At 28.9% G+C, this 15,909-nt stretch carries 15 protein-coding genes; 9 read left to right on the top strand and 6 right to left on the bottom strand.

Annotation, left to right across the window (positions count from 1 at the left end):
- Positions 1 to 214: 214 nt before the first annotated feature.
- The 3 genes from ACW9UN_RS16195 to ACW9UN_RS16185 are packed head-to-tail and all read right to left on the bottom strand — an operon-like array spanning position 215 to position 2,722.
- Positions 215 to 436: a VF530 family protein gene (locus ACW9UN_RS16195; protein ID WP_015480085.1), complete on the bottom strand. Its 222-nt coding sequence runs from the start codon at positions 434 to 436 to the stop codon at positions 215 to 217.
- Positions 436 to 1,098 carry an NAD(P)H-binding protein gene (locus tag ACW9UN_RS16190; RefSeq protein WP_459487411.1) on the bottom strand — a complete coding sequence of 221 codons (663 nt, stop codon included), beginning with the start codon at positions 1,096 to 1,098 and terminating at the stop codon, positions 436 to 438. Before ACW9UN_RS16190 ends, ACW9UN_RS16195 begins: the two co-directional genes overlap by 1 nt.
- Position 1,099: 1 nt before the next feature.
- Complete coding sequence (locus ACW9UN_RS16185; RefSeq protein WP_459487410.1) at positions 1,100 to 2,722, bottom strand: aminopeptidase P N-terminal domain-containing protein; 1,623 nt, start codon at positions 2,720 to 2,722, stop codon at positions 1,100 to 1,102.
- A gap of 133 nt (positions 2,723 to 2,855) precedes the next feature.
- Here ACW9UN_RS16185 and gcvT point away from each other — a divergent pair, with 133 nt between their 5' ends.
- From gcvT to ACW9UN_RS16165, 4 genes are all read left to right on the top strand, one after another.
- Positions 2,856 to 3,950 carry a glycine cleavage system aminomethyltransferase GcvT gene (gene gcvT / locus ACW9UN_RS16180; RefSeq protein ID WP_459487408.1) on the top strand — a complete coding sequence of 365 codons (1,095 nt, stop codon included), beginning with the start codon at positions 2,856 to 2,858 and terminating at the stop codon, positions 3,948 to 3,950.
- A gap of 84 nt (positions 3,951 to 4,034) precedes the next feature.
- The gene (locus tag ACW9UN_RS16175) at positions 4,035 to 4,817 is read left to right on the top strand and encodes a hypothetical protein (RefSeq protein WP_459487407.1); all 783 of its coding nucleotides are present in this window, start codon (positions 4,035 to 4,037) and stop codon (positions 4,815 to 4,817) included.
- Between the two features lie 92 nt (positions 4,818 to 4,909).
- The gene (locus ACW9UN_RS16170; protein WP_459487406.1) at positions 4,910 to 6,028 is read left to right on the top strand and encodes an SDR family oxidoreductase; all 1,119 of its coding nucleotides are present in this window, start codon (positions 4,910 to 4,912) and stop codon (positions 6,026 to 6,028) included.
- 3 nt (positions 6,029 to 6,031) lie between these two features.
- Positions 6,032 to 7,030, top strand: coding sequence for a metal-dependent hydrolase (locus ACW9UN_RS16165; RefSeq protein ID WP_459487405.1), 999 nt, complete (start codon positions 6,032 to 6,034; stop codon positions 7,028 to 7,030).
- 44 nt (positions 7,031 to 7,074) lie between these two features.
- Here the strand turns inward: ACW9UN_RS16165 and ACW9UN_RS16160 are convergent, their stop codons facing one another.
- Positions 7,075 to 7,497 carry a hypothetical protein gene (locus ACW9UN_RS16160; protein ID WP_459487404.1) on the bottom strand — a complete coding sequence of 141 codons (423 nt, stop codon included), beginning with the start codon at positions 7,495 to 7,497 and terminating at the stop codon, positions 7,075 to 7,077.
- 50 nt (positions 7,498 to 7,547) lie between these two features.
- Positions 7,548 to 8,717 carry a THUMP domain-containing class I SAM-dependent RNA methyltransferase gene (locus ACW9UN_RS16155; protein WP_459487403.1) on the bottom strand — a complete coding sequence of 390 codons (1,170 nt, stop codon included), beginning with the start codon at positions 8,715 to 8,717 and terminating at the stop codon, positions 7,548 to 7,550.
- 174 nt (positions 8,718 to 8,891) lie between these two features.
- On the opposite strand from ACW9UN_RS16155, the gene ACW9UN_RS16150 reads away from it, so the two are divergent.
- From ACW9UN_RS16150 to ACW9UN_RS16130, 5 genes are all read left to right on the top strand, one after another.
- Positions 8,892 to 9,617: a class I SAM-dependent methyltransferase gene (locus ACW9UN_RS16150; RefSeq protein WP_459487402.1), complete on the top strand. Its 726-nt coding sequence runs from the start codon at positions 8,892 to 8,894 to the stop codon at positions 9,615 to 9,617.
- Complete coding sequence (locus tag ACW9UN_RS16145) at positions 9,614 to 10,291, top strand: ZIP family metal transporter (RefSeq protein WP_459487401.1); 678 nt, start codon at positions 9,614 to 9,616, stop codon at positions 10,289 to 10,291. Before ACW9UN_RS16150 ends, ACW9UN_RS16145 begins: the two co-directional genes overlap by 4 nt.
- Positions 10,292 to 10,388: 97 nt before the next feature.
- A complete protein-coding gene (locus tag ACW9UN_RS16140) occupies positions 10,389 to 10,982 on the top strand; it encodes a hypothetical protein (protein WP_459487400.1) in 594 nt (197 codons plus the stop codon).
- A gap of 197 nt (positions 10,983 to 11,179) precedes the next feature.
- Entirely contained in the window at positions 11,180 to 12,910 is a 1,731-nt protein-coding gene (locus tag ACW9UN_RS16135; RefSeq protein ID WP_459487399.1) for a sensor histidine kinase, read from the top strand.
- A 60-nt stretch (positions 12,911 to 12,970) separates the two neighbouring features.
- The gene (locus ACW9UN_RS16130) at positions 12,971 to 13,612 is read left to right on the top strand and encodes a response regulator (RefSeq protein WP_459487398.1); all 642 of its coding nucleotides are present in this window, start codon (positions 12,971 to 12,973) and stop codon (positions 13,610 to 13,612) included.
- On the opposite strand, the gene ACW9UN_RS16125 is transcribed toward ACW9UN_RS16130, so the two are convergent.
- Positions 13,609 to 15,792 carry a RecQ family ATP-dependent DNA helicase gene (locus ACW9UN_RS16125; RefSeq protein WP_459487397.1) on the bottom strand — a complete coding sequence of 728 codons (2,184 nt, stop codon included), beginning with the start codon at positions 15,790 to 15,792 and terminating at the stop codon, positions 13,609 to 13,611. The genes ACW9UN_RS16130 and ACW9UN_RS16125 overlap by 4 nt on opposite strands.
- Positions 15,793 to 15,909 lie beyond the last annotated feature (117 nt).

Raw genomic sequence — 15,909 nt, 5'->3', positions numbered from 1 at the left:
TGTTTATCAATTTATAATTCTAAAGATAGAAAATTTAGATATCTTTGAATATCTCAAAGATATGAGCCCAGATTGAAACGACATCCTTTTTATGCTTAACTAAATTCAGTATAAGCTAGTGATACTAAATCTAGTGTTTATGAATAAACAGATGCTGTAATAAATTCAGCATAAAAAGATATAGTGGAAAGCTGGAAATAGCTTCTAAAAAAAATTAATCGATCATATTTTTTAAGTAAAACTTTTCTACTTTTTCTCTTGCCCAAGGTGTAGTTCTTAAAAATTTTAAGGATGATTTGTAAGTAGGATTATTTTTAAAAGCATTGATATTTAAGGCATAACCCAATTCTTCCCAACCGTATTCTAAATACAATTCTTCTAAAATTGTGGCTAATTTTATGCCATGTAATGGATTGTTTGGTTGTTCTTTACTCATTATTTGTTATTCGAAATTTTTTCTATTTCATCAGAACTAAAAATATTTATACTCGGTTTTGTTTTGGCCAAAACTTGCATAGAAGTTGCTATTTTTTCGGGATGAATCATTTTATATTTTTTTAATCTACCAAAAAACAAAGGATTTAAAACACGCATTATGGCTTTACCAATACTTTCTCCTAATCGAAATTCATCACGATTTCCACCAATGATAGATGGTCTTAATATATATGTATTTTGGATATTTTGCTGCAAAACATCGCGCTCCATTTCTCCTTTAGTTTTGTTATAAAAAACACTGCTATTTGCATCTGCTCCCATAGAAGACATTACTACAAACGTAAGTATTTTATTTTGTTTGGCAATTTTTGCAGCAGTTACAGGAATTCCGTAATCAATTGCTTTGTACAACTTTTTATCTTTGGTTTTTGCAGCTGTGGTACCAATACAACAAAAGACTTCATCAGCTATAAAGTCTTTTGCTGATTGTTCTAATTCTAAAACATCAATAAGATATTCTTGAATTTTTTCTGATGTTATTTCAACAGAATTTCTAGAAAATAATTTAATTGTTGAATAATTTTTATCGGCAATAAGTTTTCTCAAAAGTATTCCTCCTGTTAAGCCAGTTGCTCCTAGAATTATGGCAGATTTACCCATTTTATTTATCTAAATCTGGGAGTACAAATTCATCTAAAACCGATTTTTTAGCCATCATTTTTTCGATTTCATCAGATTTCCTTGGTGATTCTCCAGAAAGATTTACAGGCACTCCATCAGTTACTAAAATGTCATCTTCTATTCGTACTGCAATTCCCCACCATTTTTTATCACAAGGGCTTCCTTCTGGAATATAAATACCAGGCTCCATAGTAACTACCATATTCTTTTCGAAATTTCCATAATTTCCTGGATCATGAACGTCTAAACCAATATGATGTGAAGTTCCGTGTGGAAAATAGTTGTGTCTTTCATCTACAGATTTAATAATGCCTAACTTAAATAATCCTTCATTGATAATTTTTCTTGCAGCTTGATTTGGAGCTTGCATGCTTGTACCTATTTTGTACAAAGCAATGCCTGCTTCTTGCGCCTCGTAAACCAAATCATAAATTGCTTTTTGTTCTTTGGTGAATTTTCCACTTGCTGGAATCGTTCTTGTAACATCTGCTGTATACCCTCTATATTCCACACCTAAATCCATCAATACCAATTCATTACCTACTTTAGTCTTATTGTTTTCTATATAATGTAAAATACAACCATTATTACCTGCACCTACTATTGATGGATATCCTTCGTATTCAGCACCGTATTTTTTGTAGACAAATTCGTGAATTCCTTGTAATTCAGTTTCAGACATATGAGGTTTCATAGCTTTCATTACCTCATTTTGACCCACTGCAGAAATTCGTACAGCTTTGGTTAATAATTTTAATTCTGCCTCAGTTTTTACTTCTCTCATCGTTGCCAAATTAGCCCCTAAAAAATTAAGATCGATATTGGTTTTAGGTTTTAAAGCCAGAGATATTTTTTGTTTTATTTCATTTTTTAAAATGTCTGAATCTGCTGATTTATATTTATTTAACAATTCGTCATTTTTAATTTCAGGAGATCGATTCGCCAATCTATCTATAATACTTATTACATTCGCACTACTTTCTACAGGAGTTTCAGCAACATTACTGTACGCATATTCTTTTAATCTTGATAAAAACATGTTTGGATCATATCCTGATTTTTGTTTAAAACTTTTAACCAAATCAAAAATATCTGCTCCACTTAAATCTCTGTAATCATCATTAAATTTTTCTATAAAAACCTTATCAAAATCTTTAAAGTTTAATTTGTCAGTTAAAAATTCGCTGGCATTTTTGGCAACTTTAAAACCCAATTCATTTTTAGCTCCTTCTACTCCCAAACGTTTTCCATTCCATTGTTCAGCTCTTGGATCTCTTTTTTGTACGTATAAAATTTCGTTATATGTATTTCCATTTGCATCAGTTTGATCATCAGAAAACAAAACTAAAACTCCATTTGGCTCTCTATAACCTGTTAAGTAGTAGAAGTTTGGGTCTTGATGAAAAACATAATCTACATCATTGGCCCTATTTCTTAGCGGATTTGCAAAAACAACAGCAACAGAATTGGCTGGCATTTTAGAACGTAACAAATCACGTCTTTCTTTATGAAATTCTTTTGATAAAAAATCGGTTGGAGTTTGCGAAAAAGTATGTAGTGACACACTAAAAAGTAAAATTGATAAAAATTTTAAAATCTTCATTATAATGGATTTATAGGTTGACTGCTCAAATGTAACATTAATATTTTTTTTGATTCAAAATATTAACAAAATATTAGTGGCTGTTAATTGTGAATTTTTCAATAATTTAGCCCATTATCAAAGAAATCTATAAATGAAAAATATTGCATTACATAAAGTTCACGAAAATTTAGGCGCAAAAATGGTACCTTTTGCTGGTTATAACATGCCAGTTTCTTACGAAGGTGTTACAGCAGAACATCTTACAGTTAGAAATGGAGTTGGTGTTTTTGATGTTAGTCATATGGGTGAATTTCTAGTTTCTGGAGAAAATGCTTTGGCTTTAATTCAGAAAATTACTTCTAATGATGCTTCTAAATTAGCCATTGGAGATGCGCAATACAGCTGTTTTCCAAACACAGAAAACGGAATTGTAGACGATTTAATTTGCTACAGAATTAAAGAAAACACCTATTTATTAGTTGTAAATGCATCAAACATAGAAAAAGATTGGAACTGGATTACAAAATATAATGAAGAATTTGGTGCAGATTTAAGAGATTTATCCGAAGATTATTCCCTGTTAGCCATTCAAGGTCCTAAAGCTGTAGAAGCCATGCAATCTTTATCTTCTTTAGATTTGGCTGATATTCCTTTTTACAAATTTAAAGTTGGCGATTTTGCTGGAATTGAGCATGTTATTATTTCTGCAACTGGCTATACTGGTTCTGGGGGATTTGAAATTTATTGTAAAAACAACGAAGTGGAACAAATCTGGAACAAAGTTTTTGAAGCGGGTGCAGATTTTGGCATTAAACCCATTGGTTTGGCTGCAAGAGATACATTACGTTTAGAAATGGGATATTGTTTGTATGGTAATGATATTGATGATACAACATCTCCAATAGAAGCTGGTTTAAGTTGGATTACAAAATTTACCAAAGATTTTGTAAATGCAGAGGCTTTAGCCAAACAAAAAGCAGAAAAACCTACAAAACGCTTGGTTGCTTTTGAGTTGAATGAAAGAGGAATTCCAAGACAAGGTTATGCTATTGTTGATGCTGATGGAACTGTAATTGGTAATGTAACTTCTGGTACAATGAGCCCAAGTTTAAGCAAAGGTATTGGTTTAGGCTATGTACCAACAGCATATATGAAACCTGGTACAGAAATTTTTATTCAGGTTCGTAAAAAAGCAATTTCATCTACCATTGTTAAATTACCATTTTATAAAGAAGCAAAAGTTTAAAAAATATAATTTAAATTAGAAAAACTGTAAGGTTTTTAGAAAGAGTTCGATTATATCATCGAACTCTTTAACATTAAAAAAACAATGAAAAAATTACTTATTCTATCAATACCCTTTTTATTTTTTGTGTTTGGTTGTCAACAAAAAAAAGAAACCCCTAAAAAGGTTGTAGAAAAACCAATTGAAAAAAATCTTTCAGAAAAAATTGAAGATGCTCATCAAAAAAATACATTTTTAAAGAAAGAAGCGATTTCTTTTGATGCTGAAATTACCTTTGGTGGAAAAGAAATTTTTAATGCTAATATTACCATTACAACTGGTTCTGATTTGGCAAAAATAACCTATAAAAATGGCGATGAAATCTTTGTAAAACAACAAGATATTTTTGTTTCTCCGAGTTTAACAGAAAATCCTGGAGCTCGTTTTCATGCGTATACTTGGAACTATTTTTTCCTTTTTCCATATAAATTAAACGATGATGGAACAAAATGGGATTTCAATTACAAAACTCAAGAAACAAATACCACTTTAACAACAGCAAAATTAAGTTTTGAATCTAATGTTGGTGATGCTCCTGACGATTGGTACATTACCTATACAAATAAAAAAAATGTATTACAGCATGTTGCATATATTGTAACTTTAGGGAAAACAAAAGCTGCTGCAGAAGCAGATCCGCATGCCATAAAATACAATAATTATACTACTATTGATGGTGTTCCTTTTGCTACAAATTGGGAATTTTATGAATGGAACAACAAACAAGGCTTAACCCATAAAATTGGAAATGGAAATATTTCTAATATTCAATTTGTAAAAGACTTTAGAAGCAATTTTACAGTTCCAGAAAATTATATCAAAAAGTAATTCTTAAAAAAATAATCGTAAAGCCTCACATTGTGAGGTTTTTTATTTTAAAAGAAGTATTTTCGTTTATTAAATATTGTAACTAAATTTATATGAATTGTTTATTAACAGGTGGTACTGGTATTGTTGGAAGCCATATTATTTTTGAATGGCTTCGAAAAGCAATTATCAACAAAACAGTAAATCACCTTTTTGTAATCATTAGAAATAGTGAAAAATCAGCTCAAGAACGTTTGATTTCTATTTTACAAGATGAATCTCGTCCTGATTTTTTAAACAATTTCACTCTTAATGAATGTTTAGAAAAAATTACTGTCATCTCAAAAGATTTGGCTAGTATTACAAAAGAGACACTTACAAAATATTCTTTTGATACAGTAATTCATTGTGCTGGCTCTACAAACTTATTAAACACCAATGATTCTAAAGAAAAAGTACACACTCAAAATTATTTAGTTACCCAACATTTATTAGAGGTATTACCAAAATTTGTCAATCGATTTTTATACATCAGCACAGCGTATTCTTTTGGCATACAAGATAATAAGGTAAATGATAGTATAGAAAATTATAAAGTTACTAATTTTAGAAATCCGTATGAAAAATCGAAATATGAGAGCGAACGTTTTGTAAAAGAAACCTGTAAGTTAAAACATATTAATGCTCAAATTTTAAGACCAAGTATTATTTGTGGTCGTTTAATAGATGCGCCTTTTTATGAGACTCCAAAATTTGATGTTTTTTATTCTTGGGCTATTTTTTTAGATAAATATGCAAAAAAAGCAAAAGATAATTTTAGAATTTGGGTTGATAAAAAAAGTGGATTGAATATTGTACCTGTAGATTTTGTATCGAAAGCAATTCTCCACGCTTTTTTAAATCCGAAAATTAAAGAATTAAATATTGTAAACCCCAAACAGATTTTACACAAAAACTATGTAGGTGAAGTTTTAGAATCTTTTAATATCAATAGCTATGAATATGTAGATCATAAACCAGAAAATTTAAATGCCTTTGAAACCTTGTATTATAAAAGCATTGGTGGTCTTTTTGAAAAATATGTATCTGTACCAGATTTACAATTCAAATCTGAACAAATTATTAAATTAATTGAACAATTACAGTTAGATATTACCTTAGGTGTGCATGAAAACTTTATGAATTTAATTGATTTTTCTGTAGAAAAGAAATTTAGAAAAAGCTATTTGTAAATTTTGGATTCGTTAACACAAATTGTTTTAGGAGCTGCTGTTGGTGAAGCTGTTTTAGGTAAAAAAATTGGTAATAAAGCCATGTTTTATGGTGCAATAGCTGGTACAATACCAGATTTAGATGTGCTAGCAGGTTATTTTACAGATACTGTTACTGGTCTAGAAATGCATAGAGGTTTTACACATTCTATACTTTTTTCAGTGCTCTTTGCGCCTATTTTTGCTTTTTTGGTTTCTACATACGAAACCTATAAAAACAAAAAAGATTGGATATTATTTTTCTTTTTAACATTTGTAACACACCCAATTTTAGATGCACAAACTACTTGGGGTACACAATTATTTTGGCCTTTTGATATTCGGTTGGCTTTTAAAAATGTGTTTGTTGTAGATCCTTTATACACATTACCTTTTTTAGTGTTTTTAATTTTAGCCATGTTGCAAAAAAGATCAACCAATAAAAGAAGGTTTTATAACAACTTCGGATTAATTATAAGTAGTACTTACTTAGTAATTACCTTAATTTTAAAAGGAATCGCCTACAAAAATTTTACTAAAGCTCTGGCTGAACAAAATATTGTATACTCAGAAATTGAAACAAAACCAAGCCCTTTAAACACCATTTTATGGACTGCAAATGTAGAAACCAAAGATGCTTTTTTAATTGGTAATTATTCTTTTTTTGATAAAAACCCGATTCAATTTTCATCGTATCCAAAAAATCATCACTTGTTAAAAGATTTATCATATCACCCAAAAACAAAACGAATGATTGCTATTTCTAAAGGGTGGTACACCATTAATATAAAAGAAAATCAACTCTATTTTAATGATTTACGATTCGGGACTTTAAGTATTCTGCCTAACGCACAAAACTTTGTTTTTAAGTACAAAATTAAAATTGATAAATATGGTGCTCCTTTCTTTATAGAAGAAAAAAAGAAAAAACGAGATGCTAAGAAATTATTAACTGAGCTTTGGGCTAGAATTCAAGGGAACTAAAACTCTTTTAATTAACCATAACATTTAAAATTATAGTTTCAGTTTTATTTCAAAACGTATCTAACTCCGATAAATCCACGGATTAATAAATCGTCTAAATCCATTTCATAGGTCGGATTCAGTTCTATATTCAAAGACAAATTTTTGAGTTTTTCAAAAGGTTTAATTCCGATACCAACAGGTATAATAATTCCGCTAATATTATTTAAAGAAAATCCAGCACCAATATAAGTTTCATATTTTTCTTTATTTACAAAATTATAATTCAAAACAACTTCTGGCGTAAAATTTCCAATATTTGTTCCTGAATAAACTCTTAAATCTGCCCATAATTTTTTATGAAACTCATAACCTATTGCTATTTTAGAATTCGTTTCATTTTGGTAAAATGATACTGAGGTTTGTGCATTATTTGTAAGGTAAAAAAATGCAAAAATTACCGTTAAAATTAAATTTCTTTTTTTCATTTTCTAGATCAATTTATATTTAAAGTTTACCAAGTTATAATAAAAAGCAATTAAGCTTCATCAACTCTTTTTTTTATTTTTCGAGAACCTTCATACAGTTCATATTTTACAAACTTACAATCTAAATCTCCATTTTTTAATGCAATTCTTTTTGAAGTTCGTAAACCAACAGATTTTAAAGCTTCAGTATCCGAAGTAATTAACCAAGCAGTAGAACCTGGGTAATTATGTTTTAATGTATCACCTAATTTTTTATAGAATTCGTTGACGTCAATATTTAAACGTTCTCCATAAGGTGGATTGAATAAGATAGTAGTATTTCCAAAAACCTCTTTCGTAGAATTGAAAAAATTTACATGATGCACCCCAATAAACTCTTCTAAATTAGCAGAAATTACGTTCGCTTTTGCTTTTTGTACAGCAGAGGGCGCTTTATCAAAACCCATTATTTTAAAATGAGAATTCTTTATTTTTTTTAACAATGCATCTTGTATTACAAAATACAAATCTTCATCATAATCTTTCCACTGTTCAAAAGCAAACAATTTTCTATTGATATTTGCAGGAATATTGTTGGCAATCATAGCTGCTTCTATTAAAATAGTTCCAGAACCACACATTGGGTCTATAAAGTTTTCATCACCTGTATAGCCAGACAATAAAACCATACCTGCAGCTAAAACTTCGTTAATGGGTGCAATGTTTGTGGCAGTTCTATAACCACGTTTATGAAGTGAATCTCCAGAAGAATCTAAAGAAACCGTTAACCATTCTTTTTGAATATGTACGTGTATTTTAACATCAGGATATTTTAAATCTACATTAGGCCTTTTATGATATTTATGTCTAAAATAATCTGCAATGGCATCCTTGGACTTTAAAGAGATATAATGTGAATTAGAAGTAAAATTTTTAGAATTTACAACAGCACCAACAGCAAAAGTGCCTTCGACATCTAAATAATGTTCCCATTTTATTTTTTGAATGGCCTCATACAAATCTTCTTCGTCATAGATTTTGCAGGTTTTAATAGGCTTTAAAATACGTACAGCAGTTCTTAAAGCAATATTGGCTTTGTACATAAACCCTTTATCGCCTCTAAAAGAAACGCTTCTAACCCCTTCTTTGATATCTTGCGCACCTAATTGTTTCAATTCATTAGCTAAAACACTTTCTAAACCAAAAAGTGTAGTTGCTGTCATTTTAAAATCTCTATTCATACTTGTAAAATTCTTTGCAAAAATACATTTTCTAAAATGATATTTCAGAAATAGAGAATTTCATTTTTTCTAAAGTAAGATTTAATTACTTTTACAGACTTATTAGATACCTGATTGTATAGAAACGACAAGTTAAAAGGATTTCTTAAGAAAATACTTGAGAAACATATTTAGATGAAAAATAAAGATTGGTTTACAGAATGGTTTAATACACCTTATTATCATATTTTATATAAAGATAGAAATGATGAAGATGCTCAGTTATTTATGAAAAATATTACAGAGTTTCTTGCTTTACCAAAATCTACTCATATTTTAGATTTACCCTGTGGAAAAGGTCGTCATTCTGTATTTTTAAATTCGTTAGGCTATAAAGTTACAGGTGGTGATTTAGCCAAAAACAGTATTGAAATTGCTAAAAATTTTGAGAATGAAAGGTTAAGTTTTAAAGTGCATGATATGCGCAAACCATTTAACAATCAATATGATGCAATTTTTAATTTATTTACCAGTTTTGGGTATTTTGAAGAAGACAAAGACGATCTTTTAATTTTAGAAAATATAAAAAACGGTTTAAAGAAAAATGGATATTTTGTGTTCGATTTTTTAAATGCCGATTTTGTTAAAAACACGTTAGTACCAAAGGAAACAAAAATAGTTGATGGAATTACATTTCACATCAACAGAGAAATTAAAGATGGTTTTATCTATAAAAATATATCGTTTTTTGCTGATGATGAACAACATTCTTATACAGAAAGGGTAAAATATTTAGATATAAACAAGATGAAAAATTATTTTACAAAAATTGGTTTTACCATAACCAATGTTTTTGGAGATTATCATCTTAAAAACTTCGATGCGCAAACCTCTAACAGATTAATTATAGTAGCAAAGTGAATTATATACTATTAATTTTAGCCGTTTTATTAGGATCTTTTGTTGTTTTATTAATAAAACCTAGCAAAAAATTTGTACGCTTATTATTGGCTTTTAGTGGTGCTTATCTTTTATCGGTAACCATTCTTCACCTTTTACCAGAAGTTTATCAAGAAAATACCAATGCAAAAACTATAGGTATTTTTATTTTAATTGGTATCATTTTACAATCTGTCTTGGAGTCTTTTTCTAAAGGTGCAGAACATGGCCATATTCACATTCATACAGATGGCAAACAATTTCCTACCTTATTGTTTATCAGTTTGTGTGTGCATGCTTTTTCTGAAGGATTACCTATTCATCATTCAGGAGACAACTTGTTATGGGCAATTGTGGTACATAAAATCCCTATAGCTATTGTATTGACTACCTTTTTATTACAGCCTAAATACGACAAAAAAATAGTGCTTATATTTTTGATTATCTTTGCATTAATGAGCCCTTTTGGTGTTCTTTTAGGTGATAAAGTTGCCTTTTTTACAGTATATAAAACTGAGATTCAGGCTTTAATTATTGGTGTTTTCTTGCATATTTCTACGATTATACTTTTTGAAAGTACTGAAAACCACAAATTTAACCTTCAAAAGTTTATTGCGATTCTTTTTGGGGTAATTTTAACTTTACTAACTCTTTAAATTTAAGCTATATTTAAGGCAACAAGAATACCTACTTGTAGGTAGATAAAATGTATTAGAATTAATCATCTTTGTAGCTAACTATAAATACTTAAATATGGACTTTAGAACTTCTGTTGAATTAATACCTGAATATCAATTAGTATTGGCGTCTCAAAAAAGAGGAACTTTTTTTTGTGTCTATGCTAAATTTGAACCGCTACCTAAAAAAGACAAGTATAAAGTGTCTTTTTTTCTAAAAAACTACAGAGGTTTTCTAAAAATAGGCATAGATGCTATATACATTGAAAATAAAAACAACTCAAATTGCAATCACATTGTTATTAACCTTACGTATGGTAAAAAGGTAGAAGACACTATAGAGGAAATAGAGTTAAAAAAAGGAGAGTTATTTATAGTGGAAAGATCTCATAAAAAAAGTACAGCATTGTCTGATGTAATGGTTAATGAGGGAGAGTATATTAATATGGATGATTACACATTTGATTCTCAATATGACATAGAGAAAAAAGAAGCAAAAATCTTAATTGATCAACTTAAAAAAAACTATTTAATTGGAGGAACGAAAACCTCTGAAATGCAACCACATTTTGAAATTAGTGATCAAGAAAAATACAAACCATTTGGAGTAAGAGCTATCACAGCAGCAAGTGTAAAACTATGTATTGTTGGTATAAGTAAACTTATCTAAATTTGAAGTTTAAATTTTGCTTACTATTTGTAATTTTTAATGCTATTTTTTGTCTTTCACAAGAAACCAACAATAGTATTTCTCTTTTAAGCCCCTTTTTTGAAAACCTTCAAGAGTTAAATATAAAAAAGGCTAAAAAAAACATAGCTCGTATTAAAAACAACGAGATCCGAGATCTTGTTGATATGTATTACGATATGAAAGTAAATAAAAAATACAAGAAGAAAGATGAAATTCATACGTTTGATAGTATAAATGAGTTAAATAAATCAAACAACATAGTGTATATGTTAAAGCTGTTAATTTTAGCTGAAAATGAAATTGCTTTTAACAATAGAACTAGTGCTTACAATATTGCTTACAAAGGTTTTATAACTGCTGAAAAACTTGATATTTTACCATTTAAAAGAGAGTTTTTGGTTCAAATATTAACTGTTTTTAAATTAGGAGTTATTAATGGAGATAAAAATGCATCCTATTATTTAGATCAACTTTTACTGTCTTGCAAAGAGCGTAGAATTTATATTTTTAAATATTATTTGTTTAAAATCTATTTAAACGAAATGGGAGTTGTGAATAAAAATAACTTCAAAAAAATTGAATCTGCAAATGCCATTACCAATGCATTGTTACTTAAACTTGATAGTATTACTAAATTACTCAGCCCTAAAAGTAACCTAAATATTGAATATTTTCACTTAAAAGCGTTAAACAATATTTTAAAAAAGAACGATAGTGCCCTGTTTTATTTTAATAAAGAATTATTACTATTAAAAAAGAAAAAACATATTTTTTTTAACTCTTACAAATATGAAGTTTACAAAGAAATTGCAAGAAAATATAAAATTCAAAAAAAATTCTCATCTGCTATAAACAACTTAAAAAAAACAAAGTTATTTGAAAGTGAAACTACACCTTTAAAAAATAAATTTATATATCAACTGTATATAAGCGAAATGTATTATGGTAACAACCAGAAAGACTCAGCGTATTTGGCATTAAAAAATTCACTTCAAAATAGTTTTATTCTAAATTTTAAAGATCAAAATAGTTTAATCTCTTCATTAGAAGTAAAAAATAAAACAGCCGAAAAGGATAAATTGATTCTAGAAAGCGAAGCTAGAAGAAAGCAAAATTTACTTTTATTAATAATAGTTTCTTTATTATTAATTTTAGGTACAGTTATATATATGCTATCTTATAAAAATACAAAACGAAAACAAAAACTTGCCGAACAACAAAGAGAACTAGAAACACAAAAAAACCTTACGCTTTTAAAAGAACAAGAAATTACCACTATAAATGCTATGGTAGATGGTCAAGAAAAAGAACGCAAACAAATTGCAGAAGATTTGCACGACAATTTAGGCTCGGTTTTGGCTACTTTAAAACTACATTTCGAAAATTTAAAAATCAACAGAGAAAAAAAGAAAATCAATCAAGAAGAGTTATTCAATAAAACAGAACATTTAATTGATGAGGCCTACCTAAAAGTGCGTAGTATTGCACATGCTAAAAATGCTGGGGTTATTGCCAAACAAGGATTACTATTGGCAGTGCAAATGATGGCAGAAAAAATATCATCTGCAAATAAAATTAAAATAGAAGTTGTGCATTTCAACTTAAATAAACGTTTAGCAAATAATTTAGAAGTTACCGTATTTAGAATTATCCAAGAATTAATAACTAATATTTTAAAACATGCAGATGCTAAAAATGCAACTATCAATATTTCTTTATATGATAGAAATTTAAATATTATTATCGAAGATGATGGTAAGGGTTTTGATCTTAAAACAGTAAATTTAAAAAACGGAATGGGGATCAGCTCAATAAAAACAAGAGTAGCACATCTAAAAGGAAACTTTACAATTGATACCACTCTTGGTAAAGGAAGCTCTATCATTATAGATATCCCTATTTCATAAATACTTAAATGTAGGTATTTTAAGAGCGTTTAAAAATTGTATTTTTATAAAAAATTAAATATGATAAGAGTTGTTATGGCAGAAGATCATCAAATGCTTGTTGATGGTGTTCAATCTTTTTACGAATACGATACTGAAATTAACATTATTGGCACTGTAAATAATGGTGATGAGTTAGTTAAATTAGTAGCTTCTAAACAGCCTAAATTAGTTATTACGGATATTAGGATGCCGATTATGGATGGCATAGAAGCTACAAGAATTATTAAAAAAAAATGGTCTCATGTGTATGTTTTAGCGATGACCATGTTCGATCAACCAGATGCTATTAAACAAATGGTTAACGCTGGTGCAACAGGTTATATTTTAAAAAATTCTGGCATGAAAATGCTATCAAAAGCTATTGTTACTGTAGCTAATGGAGATACTTTTTTTGATCCTAATGTAGCCTTTAATTTTATGAACGATTATATTGATGAACATGTAACCATTGGAAAAAACGATAAGGTAATCTTATCTCAAAGAGAAAATGAAATTTTAGGCTTAATTGCCAATGGCAAATCATCAAAAGAAATTTCAGAAATTTTATTTATTGCTAAAACTACTGTAGATACACATCGTAAAAATATGATTCGTAAACTAGATTTTTCTTCTGGTAATGAATTGGTAAAATATGCGATTGATATGAAATACCAATTTTAATTACCTACTTCATTAATAAATTTAATTCGCATTAAACGCAATTCCTCATCGTCATAATCACCTTCAAATTCATCTAAAGCTTCTTGTATACCATCGGATTCAGCTTCCATAAAATAATCATAAATTTCTTCTTGTTGATCTTCGTCTAACAAATCATCTAAAGCATAATTAATATTTATTTTGGTGCCTGAGTAAATAATGGCTTCCATTTCTTTTATTAACCCACTCATTTCCAATCCTTTAGATTTTGCAATATCTTCTAAAGGCAATTTCTTATCCGTATTCTGAATAATAAATAACTTTAAACCAGAATTAACACCAGTACTTTTTACAATTAAATCGTCTGGTCTTAACACATCATTTTCATCCACATAATCCGAAATTAGCTTTACAAAATCTTTACCAAATTTTCTTGCCTTTCCTTCCCCTACTCCATGTACTTTTGCTAATTCTTCAATCGAAATAGGATATTTTAAAGCCATATCGTCTAAAGATGGATCTTGAAAAACCGCAAATGGTGGTACCCCTAATTTTACAGCAACTTTTTTTCGTAAATCTTTTAAAAGTTTAATTAACCTCTCATCAGCTACACCCGCAGAAGATTTTGAATTTGTTATGATAGAATTATCATCATTCTCATGATAAGAATGATCTTCTGTCATCATAAAAGAACTCGGTTTTTGTAAATATTCTAATCCTTTTTTGGTCAGTTTTATCACCCCATATTGTTCAATTTCTTTTTTGATATAGTTAACCACCAAAACTTGACGTATTAGAGCCATCCAATAAGAAGGAGTTTTAGCTTTACCAATACCAAAAAAAGGTTGTAAGTGTGTTTTATGAGACGTTAATAAAGCATTTTCTTTACCCACTAAAGTATTTACGATTTCTTTTGCCTTGTACTTTTGAAGGGTATCTTTTACAACTTGTAAAAGTTTTACAACATCTTCTTTGGCTTCATGTTTTTTCTTCGGATTTCTAGAATTATCGTCCATATCAGCACCTTCTCCATTCACTTCATCAAAATCTTCACCAAAATAGTGCAGTAAATATTTACGTCTGTTCATAGAAGTTTCTGCATAACCTACAACTTCTTGCAATAAGGCATGGCCAATTTCTTGCTCTGCAACTGGCTTGCTAGACATAAATTTTTCTAACTTTTCAATATCTTTATACGCGTAAAAAGCCAAACAGTAACCTTCACCATCATCTCTACCTGCTCTACCTGTTTCTTGATAATAGCTTTCTAAACTTTTTGGAATGTCATGATGAATCACAAAACGAACATCTGGTTTGTCAATTCCCATACCAAATGCAATAGTAGCCACCACAACATCACAATCTTCCATCAAAAACATATCTTGATGTTTAACTCTAGTTTTTGCATCTAAACCTGCATGATAAGGCACAGCTTTTATTCCATTTACTTGTAAAATTTGGGCAATTTCTTCTACCTTTTTTCTACTTAAACAATAAATAATTCCAGATTTGCCTTCTCTTTGTTTTACAAAACGAATGATATCTTTTTCTACTTCTTTTGTTTTAGGCCTTACTTCGTAAAATAAATTTGCTCTATTAAATGAGGCTTTAAATCGGTTGGCATCTGTAATGCCCAATGTTTTTAAAATATCTTCTTGTACTTTTTCGGTTGCTGTAGCTGTTAAACAAATAACTGGTACATTATCAATGGCCCTAATTATGTGTTTTAAATTTCGGTACTCTGGCCTAAAATCATGCCCCCATTCAGAAATACAATGGGCTTCATCTATAGCAACAAAAGAAATTTTTTGAGTTCTTAAAAAAGTAACATATTCTTCTTTTATTAAAGATTCAGGAGCAACATACAGTAATTTTGTAATTCCGTTTGCAATATCAGCTTTTACTTGCGCTACTTCTGTTTTATTCAAAGATGAATTTAAAACATGGGCAACACCATTGTTTTCAGAAATTCCACGAATGGCATCAACTTGATTTTTCATCAAAGCTATTAACGGAGAAACTACAATGGCAGTTCCTTCTTTCATTAATGCTGGTAATTGATAACAAAGAGATTTTCCACCTCCTGTTGGCATTATCACAAAAGTGTTGTTATTGCTTACAATGCTTTGTATTACTTCTTCTTGTAATCCTTTAAATTTATTAAATCCAAAAAACTTTTTAAGAGGACTATGTAAATCCATATAAATATTAATTTATAATTTATAGAAATAGAAACCAATTACTATATTGTTTGATGAAACTTTTTATAGTAAATTTGCCTGTTTTATATATCTAAAGATATAACTTTTTTTTATTCT

It is taken from the genome of Polaribacter litoreus (assembly GCF_054584775.1).
The sequence above is the reverse complement of the archived record's forward strand: the minus strand, read 5'-3'. Positions and strand labels throughout refer to the sequence as shown.